This is a genomic window from Cellulomonas sp. FA1, from assembly GCF_000986825.1.
Taxonomy (GTDB): domain Bacteria; phylum Actinomycetota; class Actinomycetes; order Actinomycetales; family Cellulomonadaceae; genus Cellulomonas; species Cellulomonas iranensis.
In genome coordinates this window covers 972,364-991,212 of the sequence record NZ_LBMY01000001.1, presented here as the reverse complement: position 1 = coordinate 991,212, position 18,849 = coordinate 972,364, and the positions used below count along the sequence as shown (strand labels likewise).

General features: G+C 75.6%; 24 protein-coding genes. 16 read left to right on the top strand and 8 right to left on the bottom strand.

Annotated features, from left to right (window positions below):
* Positions 1–115 precede the first annotated feature (115 nt).
* From GY42_RS04435 to GY42_RS04420, 4 genes are all read left to right on the top strand, one after another.
* The gene (locus GY42_RS04435) at positions 116–586 is read left to right on the top strand and encodes an FHA domain-containing protein (RefSeq protein WP_046528413.1); all 471 of its coding nucleotides are present in this window, start codon (positions 116–118) and stop codon (positions 584–586) included.
* A 7-nt stretch (positions 587–593) separates the two neighbouring features.
* On the top strand, positions 594–1,340 hold the full coding sequence (gene ftsR / locus GY42_RS04430; protein ID WP_046530534.1) for a transcriptional regulator FtsR: 747 nt from the start codon (positions 594–596) through the stop codon (positions 1,338–1,340).
* An 87-nt stretch (positions 1,341–1,427) separates the two neighbouring features.
* Entirely contained in the window at positions 1,428–1,934 is a 507-nt protein-coding gene (locus tag GY42_RS04425) for a bifunctional nuclease family protein (protein WP_046530533.1), read from the top strand.
* A 164-nt stretch (positions 1,935–2,098) separates the two neighbouring features.
* Entirely contained in the window at positions 2,099–2,680 is a 582-nt protein-coding gene (locus tag GY42_RS04420; RefSeq protein WP_046528412.1) for a MerR family transcriptional regulator, read from the top strand.
* A 95-nt stretch (positions 2,681–2,775) separates the two neighbouring features.
* On the opposite strand, the gene GY42_RS04415 is transcribed toward GY42_RS04420, so the two are convergent.
* A complete protein-coding gene (locus GY42_RS04415) occupies positions 2,776–3,540 on the bottom strand; it encodes a ParA family protein (protein ID WP_046528411.1) in 765 nt (254 codons plus the stop codon).
* Between the two features lie 119 nt (positions 3,541–3,659).
* Between GY42_RS04415 and GY42_RS04410 the strand changes: the two genes are divergently transcribed.
* From GY42_RS04410 to GY42_RS04400, 4 genes are all read left to right on the top strand, one after another.
* Positions 3,660–4,301, top strand: a complete 642-nt coding sequence (locus GY42_RS04410) for an MBL fold metallo-hydrolase (protein WP_046528410.1) — start codon at positions 3,660–3,662, stop codon at positions 4,299–4,301.
* A gap of 164 nt (positions 4,302–4,465) precedes the next feature.
* The gene (locus GY42_RS04405) at positions 4,466–4,906 is read left to right on the top strand and encodes a GNAT family N-acetyltransferase (RefSeq protein ID WP_201775254.1); all 441 of its coding nucleotides are present in this window, start codon (positions 4,466–4,468) and stop codon (positions 4,904–4,906) included.
* 26 nt (positions 4,907–4,932) lie between these two features.
* Positions 4,933–5,091, top strand: a complete 159-nt coding sequence (locus tag GY42_RS19590) for a hypothetical protein (protein ID WP_163274616.1) — start codon at positions 4,933–4,935, stop codon at positions 5,089–5,091.
* A gap of 46 nt (positions 5,092–5,137) precedes the next feature.
* Positions 5,138–5,641 carry a GNAT family N-acetyltransferase gene (locus GY42_RS04400; protein WP_046530531.1) on the top strand — a complete coding sequence of 168 codons (504 nt, stop codon included), beginning with the start codon at positions 5,138–5,140 and terminating at the stop codon, positions 5,639–5,641.
* Positions 5,642–5,662: 21 nt separating this feature from the next.
* Here GY42_RS04400 and GY42_RS04395 read toward each other — a convergent pair whose 3' ends face one another.
* From GY42_RS04395 to GY42_RS04385, 3 genes are all read right to left on the bottom strand, one after another.
* A complete protein-coding gene (locus GY42_RS04395; protein ID WP_046528409.1) occupies positions 5,663–6,211 on the bottom strand; it encodes a VanZ family protein in 549 nt (182 codons plus the stop codon).
* A gap of 135 nt (positions 6,212–6,346) precedes the next feature.
* The gene (locus GY42_RS04390; protein WP_052748201.1) at positions 6,347–7,102 is read right to left on the bottom strand and encodes an ABC transporter permease; all 756 of its coding nucleotides are present in this window, start codon (positions 7,100–7,102) and stop codon (positions 6,347–6,349) included.
* 1 nt (position 7,103) lies between these two features.
* Positions 7,104–8,021 carry an ABC transporter ATP-binding protein gene (locus GY42_RS04385; RefSeq protein ID WP_046530529.1) on the bottom strand — a complete coding sequence of 306 codons (918 nt, stop codon included), beginning with the start codon at positions 8,019–8,021 and terminating at the stop codon, positions 7,104–7,106.
* Positions 8,022–8,099: 78 nt separating this feature from the next.
* Between GY42_RS04385 and GY42_RS04380 the strand changes: the two genes are divergently transcribed.
* From GY42_RS04380 to GY42_RS04350, 7 genes are all read left to right on the top strand, one after another.
* Complete coding sequence (locus GY42_RS04380) at positions 8,100–8,753, top strand: TetR/AcrR family transcriptional regulator (protein ID WP_046528408.1); 654 nt, start codon at positions 8,100–8,102, stop codon at positions 8,751–8,753.
* Positions 8,750–9,271, top strand: coding sequence for a hypothetical protein (locus GY42_RS04375; RefSeq protein ID WP_046528407.1), 522 nt, complete (start codon positions 8,750–8,752; stop codon positions 9,269–9,271). The genes GY42_RS04380 and GY42_RS04375 overlap by 4 nt, the downstream gene beginning before the upstream one ends.
* Before the next feature lie 50 nt (positions 9,272–9,321).
* On the top strand, positions 9,322–10,218 hold the full coding sequence (locus GY42_RS04370; protein ID WP_046528406.1) for an oxidoreductase: 897 nt from the start codon (positions 9,322–9,324) through the stop codon (positions 10,216–10,218).
* An 87-nt stretch (positions 10,219–10,305) separates the two neighbouring features.
* Positions 10,306–10,695 carry a hypothetical protein gene (locus GY42_RS04365; protein WP_046528405.1) on the top strand — a complete coding sequence of 130 codons (390 nt, stop codon included), beginning with the start codon at positions 10,306–10,308 and terminating at the stop codon, positions 10,693–10,695.
* A gap of 118 nt (positions 10,696–10,813) precedes the next feature.
* Positions 10,814–11,458, top strand: a complete 645-nt coding sequence (locus GY42_RS04360; RefSeq protein ID WP_046528404.1) for an HAD family hydrolase — start codon at positions 10,814–10,816, stop codon at positions 11,456–11,458.
* A 387-nt stretch (positions 11,459–11,845) separates the two neighbouring features.
* Complete coding sequence (locus tag GY42_RS04355) at positions 11,846–12,061, top strand: hypothetical protein (protein WP_152667212.1); 216 nt, start codon at positions 11,846–11,848, stop codon at positions 12,059–12,061.
* A gap of 146 nt (positions 12,062–12,207) precedes the next feature.
* Complete coding sequence (locus GY42_RS04350) at positions 12,208–12,654, top strand: hypothetical protein (RefSeq protein ID WP_046528402.1); 447 nt, start codon at positions 12,208–12,210, stop codon at positions 12,652–12,654.
* Between the two features lie 44 nt (positions 12,655–12,698).
* Here GY42_RS04350 and GY42_RS04345 read toward each other — a convergent pair whose 3' ends face one another.
* The gene (locus tag GY42_RS04345; protein WP_046528401.1) at positions 12,699–13,226 is read right to left on the bottom strand and encodes an ASCH domain-containing protein; all 528 of its coding nucleotides are present in this window, start codon (positions 13,224–13,226) and stop codon (positions 12,699–12,701) included.
* A 199-nt stretch (positions 13,227–13,425) separates the two neighbouring features.
* Entirely contained in the window at positions 13,426–14,373 is a 948-nt protein-coding gene (locus GY42_RS04340) for an aldo/keto reductase (protein WP_046530528.1), read from the bottom strand.
* A gap of 220 nt (positions 14,374–14,593) precedes the next feature.
* Between GY42_RS04340 and GY42_RS04335 the strand changes: the two genes are divergently transcribed.
* The gene (locus tag GY42_RS04335; protein ID WP_046528400.1) at positions 14,594–14,938 is read left to right on the top strand and encodes an RNA polymerase-binding protein RbpA; all 345 of its coding nucleotides are present in this window, start codon (positions 14,594–14,596) and stop codon (positions 14,936–14,938) included.
* Positions 14,939–15,132: 194 nt separating this feature from the next.
* Here GY42_RS04335 and lnt read toward each other — a convergent pair whose 3' ends face one another.
* On the bottom strand, positions 15,133–16,701 hold the full coding sequence (gene lnt / locus GY42_RS04330) for an apolipoprotein N-acyltransferase (protein WP_046528399.1): 1,569 nt from the start codon (positions 16,699–16,701) through the stop codon (positions 15,133–15,135).
* Positions 16,702–17,112: 411 nt separating this feature from the next.
* Positions 17,113–18,744, bottom strand: coding sequence for an amidohydrolase (locus GY42_RS04325; RefSeq protein WP_046528398.1), 1,632 nt, complete (start codon positions 18,742–18,744; stop codon positions 17,113–17,115).
* Between the last annotated feature and the right edge of the window lie 105 nt (positions 18,745–18,849).

Genomic DNA, 18,849 nt, shown 5'->3' with positions numbered 1-18,849 from the left:
TGGCGGGCGTCGTGGGCTGCGCACCTGCGTCGACACCGCATAGGGTGAGTCCCGCACAGGCCGGGCCCGGGGCGAGAACGCCGCGCCGCGCCCGAGACCGACACGGGAGGTGCGCATGAGCGACGATCGACGGCTGCCGGACGGCGGCCTGCCGGCGTACCGGGGGGACGGCCCCGACACGACCGTCAGCTTCGGCTCGGTGGAGCCGGTCGACGTCGAGGCCCCGGCGGTCGGCCTCACGAGCGACGAGTCCGCGGCGGTGCACGCGCTGCCGCCCACGTCGGCGCTGCTGATCATGCAGCGCGGGCCGAGCTCGGGTGCGCGGTTCCTGCTGGACGCCGAGCGGACGACCGCGGGCCGCAGCACGAGCGCCGACATCTTCCTCGACGACGTCACGGTGTCCCGCAAGCACGCCGAGTTCGTGCGCGACGGGCTGCAGTTCGTGGTGCGGGACATCGGCTCGCTCAACGGCACGTACGTCAACCGGACCCGCATCGACGCCGTCGCGCTGCGCCCGGGCGACGAGGTCCAGATCGGCAAGTACCGCATGACGTTCCACCCCAGCCCGCACCGTGACGCGTCCTGAGCGCGCGGTGACGCAGGCCGCGACCGAGGGCGAGGTCGCGGGGGAGACGACGCCCGAGCCGTGGCCGCGGGGCATCTCGCGGCGCGCGTCGATGCGGATCTCGGACGTGCTCGCCGCGCTGCGGATCGAGTTCCCGGCGGTGACGACGTCGAAGCTGCGGTTCCTCGAGGAGCAGGGCCTGGTCGCGCCCGTGCGCACGCCCGCGGGCTACCGGCAGTACTCGCCCGCGGACGTCGAGCGGCTGCGGTTCGTGCTGCGCCAGCAGCGGGACAAGTACATGCCGCTCAAGGTCATCGGCGAGCGCCTCGCGGCGCTCGACGCGGGCGAGGACGACGAGCGGCCCCCGCGCGCGCGGCTCGCGACGCGCGACGGGGTCGCGCCGACGCCCGACCGGCTCACGGCGGCGCGGCTCGCGCAGGACGCGGGCGTCGACGTCGAGGTGGTCGACGAGCTCGTGAGCCAAGGGGTGCTCCGGCCCGGGCCGCGCGGCGTCTTCGACCCGTGGGCGCGCGAGGTCGTGCTGGTGGCGGCCGCGCTGGCGGACCACGGCATCGACCCGCGGCACCTGCGGGCGTTCCGTGCCGCGGCCGACAGGCAGGCGGACCTCGTCGACCAGGTCGTCGCACCGTGGCGCGGGCAGCGCAGCGTCTCCGCCCGCGCGCGGGCCGGGACGCTCGCCGCCGAGGTCGGCGAGCTGTGCGCGCGCATGCACACCGCGCTGGTGCGTTCCGCGGTCCACGACATCGCGCCCTGACCGGGCGCCTGCCGCATCCGGTCCCTCGGGCGGCCGGGGAGCGGGCGGGGACGTAGCGTGGGGGGCGTGGGCGGCGTCGAACCCGAGATGGTCCCGGTCGAGGTCGTCGGCGTGCGCACGCACCTGGCCGACGACGAGATCGTCGTGCTCCTGCTGGACCCGGACGCTGCGCTGATCGTGCCGATCCTCATCGGCCCGGCCGAGGCGTCGGCGATCGCGTCGGCGCAGGCCGGGATCGTGCCGCCGCGCCCCATGACGCACGACCTGCTGCGGGACGCCCTCCTCGCCGTGGGGGCCCGCGTGGGGCACGTGGAGATCACGCGGCTCGAGGACGGCGTGTTCCACGCGGCGCTCGTGCTCACGACGGGGCGTCGGGTCGACGCGCGCGCGTCCGACGCGATCGCCGTCGCGCTGCGGTTCGCGTGCCCCGTGCTGTGCTCCGCGGAGGTCGTCGCGCTGGCGGGGGTGGAGGTCCGGCCGGCCGCGGACGAGGACGACCTCGCCGAGTTCCGCGAGTTCCTCGACCACGTCTCGGCCCAGGACTTCGAGACGGGGCAGGAGCCGGGTCCCGACGCCGGTGGCCGTGGCGGTTGACCCGCCCGGGTGACGCCAACCTTCGACGTCCACCTGAGGGTGAGACGTGGCGCACGCGACACGCCGGGAGTCGTTCGTTGCGCCCCCGACCCCGCGGGCCTAGCGTTGCAGAAGTTCCGGAAGAGAGCGTCCGCCACACCGGTGGACGTCGAGGGAGGACCCCCGTGATCAGCAACGAGAGCGCCGACGGCGCCGGCGCGATCCCGCACCACGCGCAGGGTCTCCTGTTCGACGACGACCTGCCGGACCTCGACGTCGCCACCGGCTACCGCGGGCCCACGGCCTGCCGGGCCGCCGGCATCACCTACCGCCAGCTCGACTACTGGGCGCGCACGGGGCTGGTCGAGCCGTCCGTCCGGCCCGCCACGGGCTCCGGCACGCAGCGGCTGTACTCCTTCCGCGACATCCTCGTCCTCAAGGTGGTCAAGCGGCTCCTCGACACCGGGGTCTCGCTGCAGCAGATCCGCTCGGCCGTCGGGCACCTGCGGGAGCGCGGCGTCGAGGACCTCGCCCAGATCACGCTCATGTCCGACGGCGCGAGCGTCTACGAGTGCACGTCCGCCGACGAGGTCATCGACCTCGTGCAGGGCGGCCAGGGCGTCTTCGGCATCGCCGTCGGCCGGGTGTGGCGCGAGGTCGAGGGCACGCTCGCGCAGCTGCCGACCGAGCGCGCCGACGACGACACCGCGGCCCCCGCGCCGCAGGACGAGCTCGCGCTGCGGCGCCAGGCGCGTTCGGTCGGCTGACCCGTACGACGTCACGAGGTCCGGTACCCCTTCGGGGTTGCCGGACCTCGTCGCGTGCGCGGCTCCAGGCCTGGGTCGCCGCTCGGCGGGAGGCGTCAGCGACGCGGCGCGCGCAGCGCGCGCTCGAGCAGCTGGTCGAAGACGCCCGCGAGCTCGGCCGCCGCGGCCCCGGGCCACGCGTGCACCGGCTGGGCCGCCCCCTGGGCCTGCTGGAGCGCCGCGCGCTCGGGGATGCTCGGGGACAGCACGAGCGGCCCGTACAGCGTCTGGAGCTCCTCGAGGCGGTACGCCTGCTCGATCGACCGGGCGCGGACCCGGTTGACCGCGATGCCGAGCGGCTGCAGCGACGGCGCCGGCCCGCGCCGCAGCTCGTCGATCGTCCGCATGGCGCGGCCGACCGCCATCACGGCGAACAGCCCCGGCTCGGTCACCACCACGGCGCGGTCGCACGCGGTCAGCCCGGTGCGCGTGAGCCCGCCGAGCGAGGGCGGGCAGTCGATGAGCACGAGGTCGTAGCCGCTCACCCACGACAGCGCGTAGCGCAGCCGGTCGGCGTCCGCGTCGTCGATACGGTCGTGCATGACGGAGCGCTCGGAGCCGACCAGCACGTCGAGGCCGTGCTGCGCCCAGGACGACGGCGCGGTCGCGCCCGCCACGGACTCGGCCGACGGGTCGTCGAGCACCGACGCCACGTCGCCCGTGCCGCGCGCCGTGCCCAGCGCCATGGTCGAGTCGCCCTGCGGGTCGAGGTCGACCACGAGCGTGCGCAGGCCGCGCTCGAGCGCCGCGGAGGCGAGCCCCAGCGTCACGGAGGTCTTGCCCACTCCACCCTTGAGGCTGCACACACCGAGGACCAGCACGCCGCAACCGTATCCGGGCGGGTGGGCCCGCACGAAACCCCGGCGCGACACGGCGTGCCTGCGTCGCGCCGCGCCGTCCCGGAAGGGCGGACTCGTCCGGATCTCGGCAGGATGGCCCCATGAGCCTCACGTTGACCAGGTACGGACACGCGTGCGTGCGTGTCACCACCGACAGCGGCGCGTTCGTCGTGGACCCCGGGTCGTTCAGCGACGTCGGGACCGCGCTCGACGGCGTCGAGCACGTCCTCGTGACCCACGCGCACCCGGACCACCTCGACGCGTCCGCCGTCGCCCGCCATGACGTGCACGTGCACGGGCCGGCGCAGGTGCTCGACGCGCTCGCCGAGGCCGGTGTGCCGGACGAGCGTCGCCACCTGCTGACCCCGGGCGACCGGCTCGAGGTCGCCGGGGCGGTCGTCGAGGTGCTCGCCGCGCCGCACGAGGTCATCCACCCGGAGGTGCCGCTGCCGACGAACGTCGCGCTGCTCGTCGACGGCGTCGTGCTGCACCCCGGCGACGCGTTCGTCCGACCGCCCCAGGGAGCGGCGATCGACGTGCTGCTCGAACCGGTCGGCGCGCCGTGGCTGCGCGTGGCGGACATGGTCGAGCACGTGCGTGCGGTCCGCCCGCGCCGCGTCGTCCCGGTGCACGACGGCACCCTCAGCGACGCGGGGCGCTCGCTCGCGCTGTCGTTGCTCGGCAACCTCACCGAGGCCGAGGTGCTGACGCCGGCGCCGGGGGAGCCCGTGCGCGTCGACTGACGCCCGGCGCCTCAGGTCCGCGAGTCCGTCGCCCGGCTGCTGCCCGGCGGGCGACCCGGTGGGGACGACTCGGGCATGCTGGTGCGGTGACGACGTCCGACCCCGAGCCGCACGCATCGCCAGCGTCGACGGTCCGACGGTACGCACGTCCGGACGAGTCGTGGGTGCGCGCGTGGTTCCGTGATCCGGAGCTCGACCGGTGGCTCGGCCCGCTCGACGACGACTGGTGTGCGCACGTCGAGACCGAGACCACGGGCGTGCAGCTCGTCGTCGAGCACGAGGGTCGCCCGTCGGCGCTCGTGGGGGTGGAGTGGGACCCTCTCGGGGACCGGCACGCCGTCACCGACGTCGCGGTCGACCCGTCGCGACGGCGGTCCGGGGTGGGTCGCGCCGCGCTCGACGCGGCGCTCGCCTGGTCCGGTCATCCGGCGGCGACCGGGTGGGTGGCGTTCGTCGACCCCGACAACGCCGTGGCCCTCGGCTTCTTCGGCGCGCTCGGCTGGACGGCGGGCGCGGTCGACGACGGACTGCGGTGCATGACGAGCCCGCCGGGCTGTGCGCACCGTGGCGTCCGTGCGGTCGCCGGCCCGCGGCGGCGCGGCTAGCGTGAGCGCGGCGGAAGGAGCCGGAGATGTCCGAGTCGTTCGACGTGCAGGTGCCGGAGCTCGAGTACGACGAGACCGTGCCGCCGCGCCCCGAGGAGGAGGTCGCCGACGTCGCCCGCGCGACGCCGGACCCCGCGGGGCACGGCGACGCGCAGGACGCGCACGCGGTCGGTCCGGAGGCATGAGGCGCGCCGCGGGTCCCGGAGGTCGCGCGTGGGGCATGCTGTGCCGGTGCTGATCCGACGCGTCGACGAGGACGACTGGCCCATCGTGCGCGACGTGCGCCTGCGGGCGCTGCGGGAGTCGCCGGAGGCGTTCGGCGCGTCGCTGGCGCGCGAGGAGCGGTTCACCGAGTCGCACTGGCGGATGCGCCTGCGGACGAGCCCCACGTGGGTCGCGGTCGACGACGACGACGTGCCCAAGGCGCTCGTCTCGCTCGTGCCCGAGCCGGGGTCGCCCGAGGACGACCGCCACGTCGTCTCGCTGTGGGTCGCGCCCGAGGTGCGTCGCCGCGGCACCGGCTGGGCGCTGCTCGACACCGTCGTGCGCGCCGGCGCCGCCGACGGTGCGCGCACCGTGTCGCTGTGGGTCGTCGACGACAACGCCGAGGCCGTCGACCTCTACGTGCGCGCCGGGTTCACGCGCACGGGCGAGACGCAGGCGCTGCCGCGCGACCCCTCACGCACCGAGGAGAGGTACGAGCGCGTCACGAGCCCTCGCGGGCTGGTCGGCTGACGCGCGGCCGCCGCCGGGGCGTCACGCGTCCGCCGGCCGCCAGCGGAAGTGCTCGACCAGCGCACGGAGGCGCGGGACGCGCTGCACCCCGAGCAGCAGCGCGAAGCCCACGAGCCCGCCGAGGACGTTGAACAGCAGGTCGTTGACGTCGGCGACGTGACCCCCGCCGAGCAGGACCGCCGTGACGAGCTGGGTCAGCTCGATGGTGAGGCTGAAGCCCGCGACGGCGGCGAGCACGCGCGGCCACGTCGGCCGCGCGAGCACCAGCGCCAGCAGCGCGCCGAGCGGGACGAACACCGCGACGTTCATCGCGGCGTCGCCGGTCTCGTAGCCGACGACCGGCACCAGCTGGAGCGACGAGTGCCACACGCCCTCGCGCGCGGGCTTGTCGAGGAAGATCGGGAAGACCGTGTTCGCGACCACCCCGGCCGCGTAGACGCACAGCGCGAGCGCGACGGCCGCGCGCGGCACGGTCAGCCGGCCGCGGCGGCGCAGGTGCCACAGCATCGCCCCCAGCGTGACGGCGGCGAGGGGGACGACGACCGGGAGGACCGGGACCTGCTGGAACACGCGCGTGCTGCTCTCTGTCGGTGGGGAGGGGGCCGCGGCGGTGGGGCCGGTCGACCCTGGCACCCGCCGCGGGTGCGCGGCGTCCCCCCGGGGGTGGACGTCGCCGTGGACCCGTCGGACGACGGGCGGACCGGGTCAGGCGTCGCGCGTCCGGAGGGTCGCCGCCGCCGCGACGGTGGTCCACAGCGTGAACACGGCCATGACGGCGAGGCCGCCGACGGGGGAGAGCACGCCGGTGCCGTCCCGCGTGTAGGAGGCCTGGCCGGCGGTCGTCGGCCAGTACGAGGCCGCGAGGTCGCCGACGGCCCCCGGCAGGCCGGGGGCGAGCGCGGGGACGAGCAGGGCCACCGTCACGACGATCGCGAGCGTGCCGGCCGAGCTGCGGGTGAGCGTGCCGAACCCGACGCCGAGCACGGCCGTCAGGACCAGGTAGGCCGTGGCGCACAGGAGCGCCCGCACGGTCGCGGGGTCACCGAGGTCGGCGGACGGCAGGCCCGCGGCGGCGAGCGCGCCCTGGCTCGCGGCGGTGGCGACGACGACCGTGAGGACGGCGGTGACGGTGGCGATGAGCGCGGCGACCGCCGTCTTCGCGGCCAGGACGGCCGTGCGGCGGGGAGCGACGGTCAGCGTCGAGACGATCTGCCCCGTCGCGTACTCGCCGGTCACGAGCTGCGCGCCGAGGCAGGCCACGAGGACCTGCCCGACGAGCACGCCCTTGAGGCCGACGGCGACGGGGTCGACCTCGGCGGGCAGGGCGGTGCGCCACTCGGGGAGCAGCGCGCTGACGCCGAGCAGCCCGACCACCGCCGTCACCACGACCGTCGACGCGGCGAGGAGCCACGTGCCGCGGACGCTGCGGGCCTTGATCCACTCGGAGGCGAGGAGGTCCATGTCAGGCGGCGTCCTTCCGTGCGGCGGTCATGGCGAGGAAGACCTCCTCGAGCGAGTCGCGGACGTCCGTGAGCTCGGCGAGGGCGACGCCGGCCGTCGCGGCGACCCGTCCGACCTCGTCGGTCGTGGTGCCCGTGACGTCGAGCGCGTCCGCGACGACGGGATCGACGCGCGTCGTGACCCCGGCGCGGTCCAGCGCCGCGGCGAGGCGTGCGCGTTCGGGGCTCCGGGCACGTACGCGGCGCGTCGTCCGCTCGGCGACGAACGCCGTCAGCAGCTGGTCGGCCAGCAGCCGCCCGTGGTGGACGACCACCAGGTGGTCGGCGGTGAGCTCCATCTCGCCCATGAGGTGGCTCGAGAACAGCACGGTGCGCCCCTCGCGCGCCAGGTCGCGCATGAGCGTGCGGGCCCACCGGATGCCCTCGGGGTCGAGCCCGTTGAGCGGCTCGTCGAGGATGACGACGCCGGGGTCGCCGACGAGCGCGGTCGCGATGCCGAGGCGCTGCTGCATGCCGAGCGAGAGCTCGCCCGCGGGGCGGTGCGCCGCGTCCGCGAGGCCGACGAGGCCGAGCACCTCGGGGACGCGACGTCGGTGGACGCCCCCGGCACGTGCGACCGCGAGGAGGTGGTCGGTGGCGGTCCGCCGCGGGTGGACGGCGCGCGCGTCGAGCATCGCGCCCACGACACGCATCGCGCGCGGGGTCTCGGCGAGGCGCAGGCCGCCCACGGTCGCCGCGCCGCGGGTGGGTCGGTCGAGCCCGAGGAAGAGCCGCAGGGTCGTGGACTTGCCGGCCCCGTTGGGCCCGAGGAACCCCGTGACCACGCCGGGCCGGACCCGGAACGACAGGTCGTCGACGGCGGTGGTGCGACGGTAGCGCTTGGTGAGGGCGTGGGCCTCGAGGGTCGCGGAGGGGGTCATGGCGGCCGACACTACACCGTGTGGTGTAGATCTACACCCGACGGTGTAGCGTGGGTCCCGAGCGCGGGAAGGGGCACCATGACGACGCTCGACGAGAGGCCCGTGCGCGCCGGGCAGGCGCACAAGCGCGCCGCGATCCTGGCGGCCGCGCGCGAGCTGTTCGTGCAGTCCGGCGTGGACCGCACCAGCATGGACGCCGTCGCCGCGCGGGCGGGCGTCTCCAAGCGCACCGTCTACGACTACTACGGCGACAAGCGCCGGCTGCTCCTCGGCGTCGTCGAGGAGGCGGGGGAGCGGGCGCTCGAGATCCTCCGGGAGCGCGTGGGGCACCGCCTCGGGGACGTCACGTCGCTGTGCGACGCCGCGACGCTCGAGCGTGCGTTCACCGAGCTCGCCACCGACCTCGGCGACGCGCTGCTGCTGTCGGCCGACCACCTCGCGGCCGTCCGGCTCGTCACCGAGAACGAGCAGCAGCTGCCCGAGCTGGACGGCCACCCGCTCGACGAGGCGCAGACGCGGGTGCTCGCCGACCGTCTCGACGACCTCGCCCGGGCGGGCCTGCTCGACGCCCCCGACGCCGCGCTCGCCGCCGAGCACTTCCACGCCCTGACGACGCTCCGGGTGCTCAACGAGCCCTCCCGCCGTCGCGCCGACCGCGCGCACGTCCTGCGGATCATGACCGACGGCGCCCGCGCGTTCGTGCGCGCCTACGCCGCGCGTCCGGGCGCATGAGCGACCGCGGACCCGCGCCGCACGACCGTGCGGACGCCGGCCACCGGGCCGCCGCGCTCAAGGAACGCATCTACGTCGCGTTCACCGCGCTGGCCGTGATCCTCACGCTCCAGGCGCACGACGCCGACGCCTCGCCCGGGCGCGCCCTCGGCACGCTCGCCGTCGCCGTCGCCGCGACCGTCTGCACGGTGTACCTCGCCGACCTGCTGAGCCACGTCGTCGTGCACGCACGCGTGCCCACGGCCGCCGAGCACGGCCGCATGGCCGCCTCCACGCTGGGTGCCGCGACGGTCGTCGGCCCCGCGGTGGTGTCGCTCGCGCTGGCCGTCTTCGGCGTCTACGCGACCACGACCGGCCTGCTCGTCGCGACCGTCACCACCGTGACGACGCTCACCGCGGTGGGGCTGCTCGCCGTGCGCCGGCTCGCGCTGCCCAGGCGGCAGCGGCTCGTGGTCATGGCGGGCGAGGTCGTGCTCGCGCTGGTGGTGCTCGCGCTGGGCGTCCTAGCGCACGGGTAGGACCGGGCGGGGCCGGGCCGTCCGGTCCGGTGACGTGGAGGGAGCGTGCGATGACCGAGACGGATCTGCCGACGGTGGCGGTCGTGGGACCCGGTGCGATCGGGACCACGGTCGCGGTCGCGCTGCACGAGAACGGCGCCGCGCCGTTCGTCGCCGGCCGCACGGCGCGTCCCGACCTGCGGCTCGACGTGGGCGGCTCCGCCGTGGTCGCGCCCGTCCGCGTCCGGACCGACCCGGACGACGCGCCGGGCGCCGTCGACCTGCTGGTCCTCGCGGTGAAGGCGACCCAGACCGTCGACGCCGCGCCGTGGCTCGCGCGGCTCTGCCGTCCGGGCACCGTCGTGTGCGTCCTGCAGAACGGCGTCGAGCAGCGACAGGCGGTGGCGCCGCTCGCGCCGGGGGCGACCGTCGTGCCCGCTGTGGTGTGGTTCCCCGCCGAGCGCCTGCCGGACGCGACCGTGCGGCTGCTCGCCGACCCGCGGCTCACCGTCCCGGACGCACCCGGGTCCGACGTCGTCGTCCGTGCGCTGCAGGGGTCGCGGTGCGCGGTCGGCACGACGTCGGACTTCGCGTCCGCCGCGTGGCGCAAGCTGCTGCAGAACGCAGCCGCGGGACTCATGGCGCTCACCGGCCGACGTTCGGGCGTGTTCGGGCGGGACGACGTCGGTGCGCTCACGCTGGCGTACCTGCGCGAGTGCCTCGCCGTCGCGCGCGCCGAGGGCGCGGACCTGGGGGAGGACGAGCCGCAGCGCGTCCTCGACGCCTTCCGCGGTGCGCCACCCGGGCGCGGGACCTCGATCCTGGCGGACCGGGAGGCGGGGCGGCCGCTCGAGTGGGACGTCCGCAACGGTGTCGTGCGCCGCCTCGGGCGCGCGCACGGGATCCCGACGCCGATCAACGACGTGCTCGTGCCGCTGCTCGCCGCGACGAGCGACGGCCCGGGCTGAGGGAGACCCCTGCGGGTGCCGGGGCACGCGGCCGCGGCGGGACCAAGGTGCCCGGCGAGGTGGCGGCGCGCGTGCCACGCTGACCACGTGCCGACGCCGCCGGACCCCACGACCGCGGACGCACTGCTTCGCGAGCTCTGCCGGCAGCTGGCCGCCATGGCGGGCTGGGACCGGTCGGTCGGTGACGACACCCCCCGGTTCGGGCTGATGTTCCGGGAGCGCGCGGACGGCCTGCTGGTCGCGGCACGCGCGCTCGCCGCGCACCCGTCGCTGGTCGAGGACGACGACCTGCTGCGCCGTGTCGACGAGCTGGACCGCGCGGTGGCGCGTCACGTCGAGGACCCGTGGTTCAACCGCGAGGTCGTCGCGGCGACGCACGAGGTCGCCGAGCGCACCGAGGACGTGCTCGGCGTGGGGTGGAGCGGCCCGCGGGTCGTCGAGGTGCCGCCGCTCGACGTGCCGGAGGTGCTGGAGTAGCTCGAGCCATCGTGCACGAGGGTGCGAGGGTGGCCGACCACCCGCTGCCGGCACCGCTGCGTATGAGGATCGGTCCTACTCCGACCCGCCGGTGGCAGACGTGCGGCATGCTGCTGCCGTGACCGCTGACCTCGTCCTCACCGACCTGCGTGCGGTCGTGTTCGACGTCGGGGAGACCCTTGTCGATGAGTCACGAGCGTGGAGCGAGCAGGCACGGGTCGCCGGCGTCACCCCGTTCAGCCTCATGGCGGCGATCGGATCCGTGATCAGCCAGGGACGCGACCATCGCGATGCGTGGGCGCTGCTCGGAGTCGCGCCGCCGGATTCCGTGCCTGACATCGGCCGCCGCGACCTGTATCCCGATGCGCTCGAGTGCCTTCGAGCGGTAGGCCAGGCCGGGCTCGTGGTGGGGGTCGGGGGAAACCAGCCCAGGGGAGCGGAGGTGGCCCTGACGGCAGCCGGCGTCGACGTCGACTTCGTGGCCGCCTCGGCGACGTGGGGCGTCGCGAAGCCGTCGCTCGCGTTCTTCCGTGGCGTCGTCGCCGAGACGCAGGCCGATCCCCGCCGCGTCTTGTACGTCGGCGACCGTCTGGACAACGACATCCGTCCCGCCCGCGCCGCAGGTCTACGAACGGCGTGGCTGCGACGCGGACCATGGGCGTACCTGCAACAACCTCACGCTGACGAAGTACGGCCAGACGTCGAGCTCGGCGACCTGACGCAGCTCACCGAGGTGCTGCAGCGAAGCACCGGGGGCAGGTGAGGGCCGCGTGGGAGCACAGGTGCCCTCTGGCGCCGAGCAAGGGCATCGGACCGACGTCGTCGCCGTTCGAGGAGTCGCACAGACGACGATATGACATAATGCACATTATCGGCGTTGGTGGAGAACGGGCGGAGAGCCCGCCGAGCGGCGCTCAGGCGGTGACGACTAGGGGTCGTGTGCTGGCGACCACCCTCGTGCCTCTGGTGGTCACCTGGCCATGGTGCGCGCGGGTCTCGGCCGACGCGCCGTGAGTCGCCTCTGAGCCGTCTCGTGGCGTGGTGCACGGCGGCGGGACCCGGGTCCCGCCGCCGTGCCGACGGCGTGTGAGAAGGTGCGGATGACGCCCGCGCACCGGACCGGGCGCCGTCATCACCGGGAGGCGTGCTCGTGGACGCGGCACAGCAGTCGGGCAGCACCGTCGACGTCACGCAGGAGCGTCGGTCCCGCCGCGCGACGGCGGCGATCCTCCTGCTCGCGGCGCTCGCCGTGGTCGTGGCCATCTCGGTGCTCGCCGAGGGCGGCCGTCCCGCGGTGGCCGTGACGTTCGGCGTGGCGGGCGCGCTGGGCCTCGCGTTCGCCCCCCGCCTGTGGCGTCGCCCCTGACGTACGCCCCGCGCGTCCCGCTCGCGACGCGCCTGTCTGCTCGGTGGCCGTGCCGAGCCGACCACAAGCACGTCGAACACGTGTTCGAACCACAGCAGGTGCCGGCCTGCCTCCGTCGAGGTGCACCGCTCCCCCAGGCTCGCGTCATGCACGACGACACGAGCTGGTCCGCACCCGGGCCCGACGACGACCTTCCCGCCCTGCCCACCGCACCGCTCCTGCACGACGACGCGGTGCTCGACGCCGCGCTCGCGCTGATCGGTCCCGAGCGTGCCGGACCCCCGGCGCTGTGGCTCCTGCTCCTTGACGCGGGCGCGCGCCTGCTGCCCGTCGTGCTCCCGCTGGTCGGCATCCCGTTGCAGCCGGTGCCCGGTGACGTGCGGCAGGTGATGGTGGCGATCGACGACGTCCTGCGGCACGAGGCGCCGGGCGGCGCGCTCGTCGTCGCCGTCGTGCGTGCCGCAGGAGGTGACCGTGGTGCGTTCGAGCGCACGTGGGAGGCCGCGGTGCGCGAGGCCGCCGACGACCGGGGCGTGCCCGTGCGGGTCGTCCTGGCGGTCGGTGAGCACCGCGCGCGCGTCCTGCGCCCGTGAGGTGGGTGGTCGGCCGGGCGGTAGCCGGCCGACCACCGTGGGGCTCAGGCCTGCGGCGCGTCCGCGAGTTCGGGCGGCCAGACGACGGAGAACCGCTCGCAGACGATCTCGTCGCTCTCCGACCACGTCGCACCACGGGCGGCGCACGTCCGGGTCCAGTACGTGCGGTGCTCGCGGCGCCAGCTCTCGAGCGACCGGTCGCCCTCGCCCTCGGCGTACGCGAAGTCGGCGTCGACCTGGTCGAACGTGAGGATGCGCAGGTCCGTGCTGCGGATGACGATCGCCGGCGCTCCCGTGCTGTCGCACGCGATCCAGTGGCTGCCGACGCGCGGCAGCTCGTCACCCCGCGCGCGGTACTCGCTCGTCAGCTCCGCGGTACCGCGCTTCGGGCCGTGCGTCACGGTCCGCAGCAGCTCGTCCGCCAGGCGCGGGTTGTCGCCGAAGTACTCGACCGTGTAGTCCGAGCACGCCGCGACGGCGGCCGGGTGCGCGGCGGCGTAGTCCGCCCAGAACGCGTCGGCCGCGGCGCGGTCGACGGGGGGCAGGGCGGTGGGCTGGTCCTCGTGAGCCATGCCACCCACGCTACGCAACCGCTGATCGCCGCGACGAGCGCATACCGCCGTGACGGAGCGTGACCGTCGTCTCAGACGGGCCGCGGTCCGTGCGCGGCGGACGCACGGCCGGGTCCGTGCGGGCGATTCCGCCCGGGACCGTGCGCACGGTACCGGGCGGGCACGTCGGCGCGTGGACCGCCGACGCGCCCGCACCGCCTCAGGCCGGCCCGGGCGACGCGTCGTCGATGGCTGCGAGCTGCTCGAGCGTCGGCTCCCACAGCGCCGACGCGACGTTCGCGCGCACCTGCTCCGGCGTGCGAGCGCCCGAGATGATCGACGCGACGGCGGGCTGGGCAGCCAGGCCGCCGAGCGCGAGCGTCGGCAGGTCGACGTCCCAGTCCTGCGCGAGCGCGGCGAGCGCCTCGATGCGGTCGAAGTCCGCGGCCGCGAGGCGCTGCGGCATCCGCGACAGTCGGCTGCCCTCGGGCGCCTCCTGACCACGGCGGTACTTGCCCGTCAGCAGGCCCGACGCGAGCGGCACGTACGGCAGGATCCCCACGCCGACCTGCTCGGCCGCCGGCACGAGCTCCGCCTCCGCGCCGCGGTCCAGGAGGTTGTACCGGTTCTGCGCCGACACGAACGGCGTCGTGCCCGCCGACCGGGCCGACCAGTCGGCGTCGACGACCTGCCAGGCGGCGAAGTTCGAGGACCCGACGTAGCGCACCTTGCCCTCCACGACCAGCTCGTGCAGCGCCGCGAGCGTCTCCTCGATGGGCGTGCCCGGGTCCGGGGCGTGCAGCTGGTACAGGTCGACGTGGTCCGTGCCGAGACGCCGCAGCGACCCCTCGATCGCGCGCCGCACGTACCGGCGCGACCCGCGCGCGCCCCAGTCCGCGCCGTTGAGCCCACCGACGTCCATGCCGAACTTCGTCGCGACCACGACGTCGTCGCGGTGACCGCGCAACGCCGCACCGAGCAGCTCCTCGCTCTGACCCGGCTCCCCGCCGTACACGTCGGCCGTGTCGAAGAAGGTCACGCCCGCGTCCAGGGCCGCGCGCACGACCTCCCCCACGCCGTCGGGCGCGAGCGTCGCCCCGAACGTGTTGCACCCGAGCCCTGCCGTGGACACCGTCAGGCCGCTGTCGCCGAGGCGGCGGTACGTCATCGTCATGCCGCCCACCCTAGGCAGCACGAGGTAGTCGCCGCTCCCCCGGCGCCGACGCGCGCACCGACGCCGTTCCTGCCACAGTGTGTGTTCACCAGACCTTCACCGCGGGTCGGAACATCGCCGTACCTCCCCGCGTTGACGAACAGGAAGCGGAACGATTCGATCTGGAATCCGGCAGGGCGCGAGCTGCCGGAACCACACGGCACGGAGGTCCCTCATGGCCAACAGGTCCCTGCGCGGCATGCGCATCGGGTCCCACAGCATGGAGACCGAGCAGGGCGTCGACTTCGCCCCTCGTCTCCAGGCGTACTACGACTGCCCGAACGGGCACACCATCATCCTGCCGTTCTCGGTCGAGGCGGACGTCCCCGTGGTGTGGGAGTGCCGCTGCGGCACCGAGGCGCTGCTGCGCGACGCGTCGAAGCCCGAGGTGAAGGCGGGCAAGCCGCCGCGCACGCACTGGGACATGCTCCTCGAGCGGCGCACGGTCAACGAGCTGCAGGAGCTGCTCGACGAGCGGCTCGACCTGCTGCGTGCGGGCAAGCTGCGCCGCAGCGCCTGACACCCGCTCCCCCGATGCCCCCGGTGCCCGCACCGGGGGCATCGTGCTGTCCGGGTCCGGGTCCGGGTCCGGGTCCGGGTCGCGGTCGGCGAGCCGGACCCGCGCCGAGCGGGAGCAGGCCTCGTCCGACCGCGTCGGCGAGCAACCCGGTGCCGCCCGGTCGCGGCGCGCCCGGGACGCGGTCGGACTACGGGTCAGGCGGGACCCTCGGGTCGGTCGTCGCGCCGCAGCCGCGCGGCGCCGACCATGCCCGCGAGCACGACCCACACCGCGAGCACGCACGCGACCCGCGCCGGCCAGTCCCCGGCGCGCGCGGCCGGTGTCAGCGAGTCCCGCAGCGGCAGGTCCGCGATCATCTGGTCGGCCGTGAACAGCTCGGTGCGCTGCGTGACCACCCCGTTGGGCGCGATCACGGCGCTCACGCCAACCGTGGAGATCTGCACGGTCGCGCGCCCCAGCTCGACCGCCCGCAGGCGCGCCATCGCGAGCTGCTGGGTCGACTCGTCGGACCACCCGAAGGACGCGTTGTTGGTCTGCACGACCAGCAGCTCGCCGCCCTCGGTCACGGCCTCGCGGACGATCGCGTCGTACGCGACCTCGAAGCAGATGACGTCCCCGAGCACGACGGTGCGTCCCAGGCGCTCGGACGCCAGCGGGATCACCCCGGGCTTCGTGCCGGGCAGCATGTCGCGCGTCACGAGGTCGACCGCGTCGGAGAAGTGCCGCACGAACGAACGCATCGGGATGTACTCGGCGAACGGTGCGGGCCGCTGCTTCGAGTAGGTCGCGACCGGGCCGACGCCCGGCTCCCACAGCACGGCGGTGTTGTAGCGGCCGCCGGAGTCCGGGTACTGCACGGTCCCCACCAGCAGCGGGGCGTCGACCTCCTGCGCGACGCCGTCGATGAGTCCCGCGGCCTCGGCGTCGACCTGCGGGTCGATGTCGGAGCCGTTCTCGGGCCACAGCACGACGTCGAGGTCGCCGGGTGCGGTCCGCTCGAGCAACGCGCGCGTGCCCGCGACGTGGTTGTCGAGGACCTGCCGACGCTGCCCGAACGCGTCGAGCCGGCCCGGTTCGGGGACGTTGCCCTGCACGGCCCCGACGCGGAGCGTGCCGGTCTGCGCGGCGGTGTCGAGCGGGATCACGAGGGACCCCGCGACGACCGCGCCCACGGCGGCGAGCGCGCCCACCGTCCGGACGAACGCCACCTGCCCCGCGGCCAGCGCGGCGCGGGCCAGGAGCACGCCGAGGCCCGCGACCACGGCGCTGAGCAGCGGTGTGCCGCCCACCCACATGAACGCCGCGAGCGGCGAGTCCGCCTGCGAGAACGCGAGCCGCCCCCACGGGAAGCCGCCGAAGGGCCAGCTCGAGCGGAGCTCTTCGACGCCCACCCAGAGGACGACGAAGACGAGCAGCTGCCAGAACCCGCCGCGCCACACGGCGTGGCCGCGCCGCGCCCACGCCCATGCGGCGCCGAACAGCGCGACGTACGACGCCTCGAGGACGGTCAGCGCGAGCCACGGGACCAGCCCCACGGCCTCGTCGGCCCACGTGATCATCGGGCCGAAGCACGTCAGGCCCCACACGAGGCCCACGAGCGCGTTCCAGCGAGCCGAGTCGCGGCGCAGCGCCAGGTACAGCAGCGTCACGCCGACGGGGGCGAGCAGGCTCCAGCCCGGGTCGGGGAACGCGAGGCGGGTGAAGAAGCCGCCGGCCGCCGCGAAGACGAGCGTCAGCCAGCGGGCGGACGGCGGGAGAGGCACCGCAGCAGGGTACGTCAGCCAGCCGTGAGCGCGGCGCCCCGCACCGGCCGGGGCTCCGACCGACCGGCCCGCGCGCCCTTCGTACCGGCGAGGCGCTGCCTGCCGTTCTCTGTTGGACGCGCGGGCCCGGTCGGAGCTCATGCGGCGCGGCGCCGCGCAGGCCTCGTGAGTCCCCCCGGCACCCGCGACGGCGGGCCACACGCGAAACTACTAGCCTCGGAAACGCTGTCAAGAGGACGTTCGGGCAGGTCAGCGGGATCGCCGCAGGTCAGCGCGTCCCGAATGCCCGATGTCCGATCCCGTCGCTCGGCGTGTCGTCAGCGTGTCGCGCGCCGACCCCGCGCGGTCGCTCCCCCGCCGGCGAGCCGTGGCCCGAAGTTCACCCGATCGAGCCGGCGCTCGCGCTCGCCGTCAGCCCAGCGCGTCGTGCAGGACGACACCCGCGCGCACCGTGCGCAGGCACCGCGGCGCGGGTGCGTCGGGCGACAGGTCCGGCAGGAGCGGGCTGCCGGCGCGTGCGTCGGCGCTCCAGGCGGACGTGCGCGACGCCTGCACGACGAGGTGCTCGGCACGCCACACCGCGAGGTGCGCGGGCGCACCGACGCGCAGCTCCCCCGCCCCCGTGTGGTCGAGGCCGGCCAGGCGCCACCCGCCGCGCGTCGCGGCACGGAACGCGGCACGCACCGAGATCCGCTGGTCCGGCTCGTGGTGAGCGGCGGCGGCGCGCACGCCCGCCCACGGGTCCAGCGGGGTCACGGGTGCGTCCGAGCCGAGCGCGAGCGGCACGCCGGCCGCCGCGAGGTCGGCGAACGGGTTCATCGCCGCGGCGCGGCCGGGGCCGACGCGCCGCGCGTACATGCCGTCCGGCCCGCCCCACGCGGCGTCGAACGCGGGCTGGACCGACAGGCGCAGCCCGAGCAGCACGATCTGCGCGAGCGAGTGCGCGTCGACCATCTCGGCGTGCTCGACCCGGTGCCCGGCCGCGGCGATCGCCGCGGTGCCCTCGACGTCGGCGGCCGCACGCAGCCCGAGGAGCAGCTCGTCGAGCGCCCGGTCGCCGATGACGTGGAACGCGGCGTGCGACCCCGCACGGGTCACCGCCGTGACGTGGTTGGCGATCTGCTCGGCCGTCAGGTGCAGCGTGCCCGTCACGCCCGGAGCGTCCGCGTACGGGTGCCGCAGCGCCGCCGTGCGCGACCCGAGCGACCCGTCGACGTTGAGGTCGCCGCCGATGCCCGTCAGGCCCGGCACGTCGGCGAGCAGCGCGCGCGCGTCGTCCACGGTCACGCACGCCTCGGCGCGGTACCCCACGACGAGCGGCAGGGCCGACGCGGGGTCGGCGGTCATGGCGAGCAGCCGCCGCAGGCCCGCACGCGTGTCGACGTGCGGCGCGGACTGCTCGTGCACCGCGGCGATCCCCGCCGCGGCGGCCTGCGCGAGCGCCGACCGGTACGCCGCCTCGCGCTCGTCGTCGGCCAGGGCCAGCGCGACGTCGCGCGCCGCGTGGTGGGCCGCGCCCACGACCCGGCCGTCGTCCGACCAGCCGGGCAGGCCGCGCAGCCCCGCGAGGTCCGCCAGCGCGCCGGACACCACCGCCGAGTGCACGTCGACCCGGGCCAGGTAGACCGGCAGACCCTGTCCCGCGGCGTCGAGCTCCGCGGCGGTCGGGGGGCGCCCCTCGGGCCACGTGCCCTCGTCCCACCCCGTGCCGTGCACGGGACGCCGGTCCCCCGGTGCGCGTGCGGCCGCGACGCTGGCCACGGCGTCGAGCACGTCGCCCAGGCCGCGCACGCCGTTCTCCGCCGTCAGGTCGAGGCCCGCGCTCGCGAGCGCCGTCTCGAGCAGGTGGACGTGCGCGTCGACGAACGCGGGCGCCACCAGCGCCCCGTCGAGCTCGACGACCTCGTCGACACCGGCGACGAGGCCGTCCGCGGTGTCGTCCGAGCCCATCCAGGCGACGGTGCCGTCCTCGACGAGCAGGGCCTCGGCGAACGGGTCGGCCGGCGAGTGCACGACGCCGTGCCGGTACAGGGTCGAGCTCACAACCCGACACGATAGGGCCCGGCGCGCCGCAGCGCGGCCCGAGACCGCCTCACGGAGGCCGTGACCTGCGCCTCAGCGACGCGCGCCGGACCGCCGCCAGACCCG

Coding starts and splice junctions, on each gene's coding strand:
- GY42_RS04335 (WP_046528400.1), top strand. CDS start 14,594: ATGGCCAACAGGTCCCTGCGCGGCATGCGCATCGGGTCCCACAGCATG.
- GY42_RS04375 (WP_046528407.1), top strand. CDS start 8,750: ATGAGCGACCGCGGACCCGCGCCGCACGACCGTGCGGACGCCGGCCAC.
- GY42_RS19590 (WP_163274616.1), top strand. CDS start 4,933: ATGTCCGAGTCGTTCGACGTGCAGGTGCCGGAGCTCGAGTACGACGAG.
- GY42_RS04370 (WP_046528406.1), top strand. CDS start 9,322: ATGACCGAGACGGATCTGCCGACGGTGGCGGTCGTGGGACCCGGTGCG.
- GY42_RS04390 (WP_052748201.1), bottom strand. CDS start 7,102: ATGGACCTCCTCGCCTCCGAGTGGATCAAGGCCCGCAGCGTCCGCGGC.
- GY42_RS04345 (WP_046528401.1), bottom strand. CDS start 13,226: ATGGCTCACGAGGACCAGCCCACCGCCCTGCCCCCCGTCGACCGCGCC.
- GY42_RS04425 (WP_046530533.1), top strand. CDS start 1,428: ATGGTCCCGGTCGAGGTCGTCGGCGTGCGCACGCACCTGGCCGACGAC.
- GY42_RS04340 (WP_046530528.1), bottom strand. CDS start 14,373: ATGACGTACCGCCGCCTCGGCGACAGCGGCCTGACGGTGTCCACGGCA.
- GY42_RS04385 (WP_046530529.1), bottom strand. CDS start 8,021: ATGACCCCCTCCGCGACCCTCGAGGCCCACGCCCTCACCAAGCGCTAC.
- GY42_RS04435 (WP_046528413.1), top strand. CDS start 116: ATGAGCGACGATCGACGGCTGCCGGACGGCGGCCTGCCGGCGTACCGG.
- GY42_RS04350 (WP_046528402.1), top strand. CDS start 12,208: ATGCACGACGACACGAGCTGGTCCGCACCCGGGCCCGACGACGACCTT.
- GY42_RS04410 (WP_046528410.1), top strand. CDS start 3,660: ATGAGCCTCACGTTGACCAGGTACGGACACGCGTGCGTGCGTGTCACC.
- GY42_RS04380 (WP_046528408.1), top strand. CDS start 8,100: ATGACGACGCTCGACGAGAGGCCCGTGCGCGCCGGGCAGGCGCACAAG.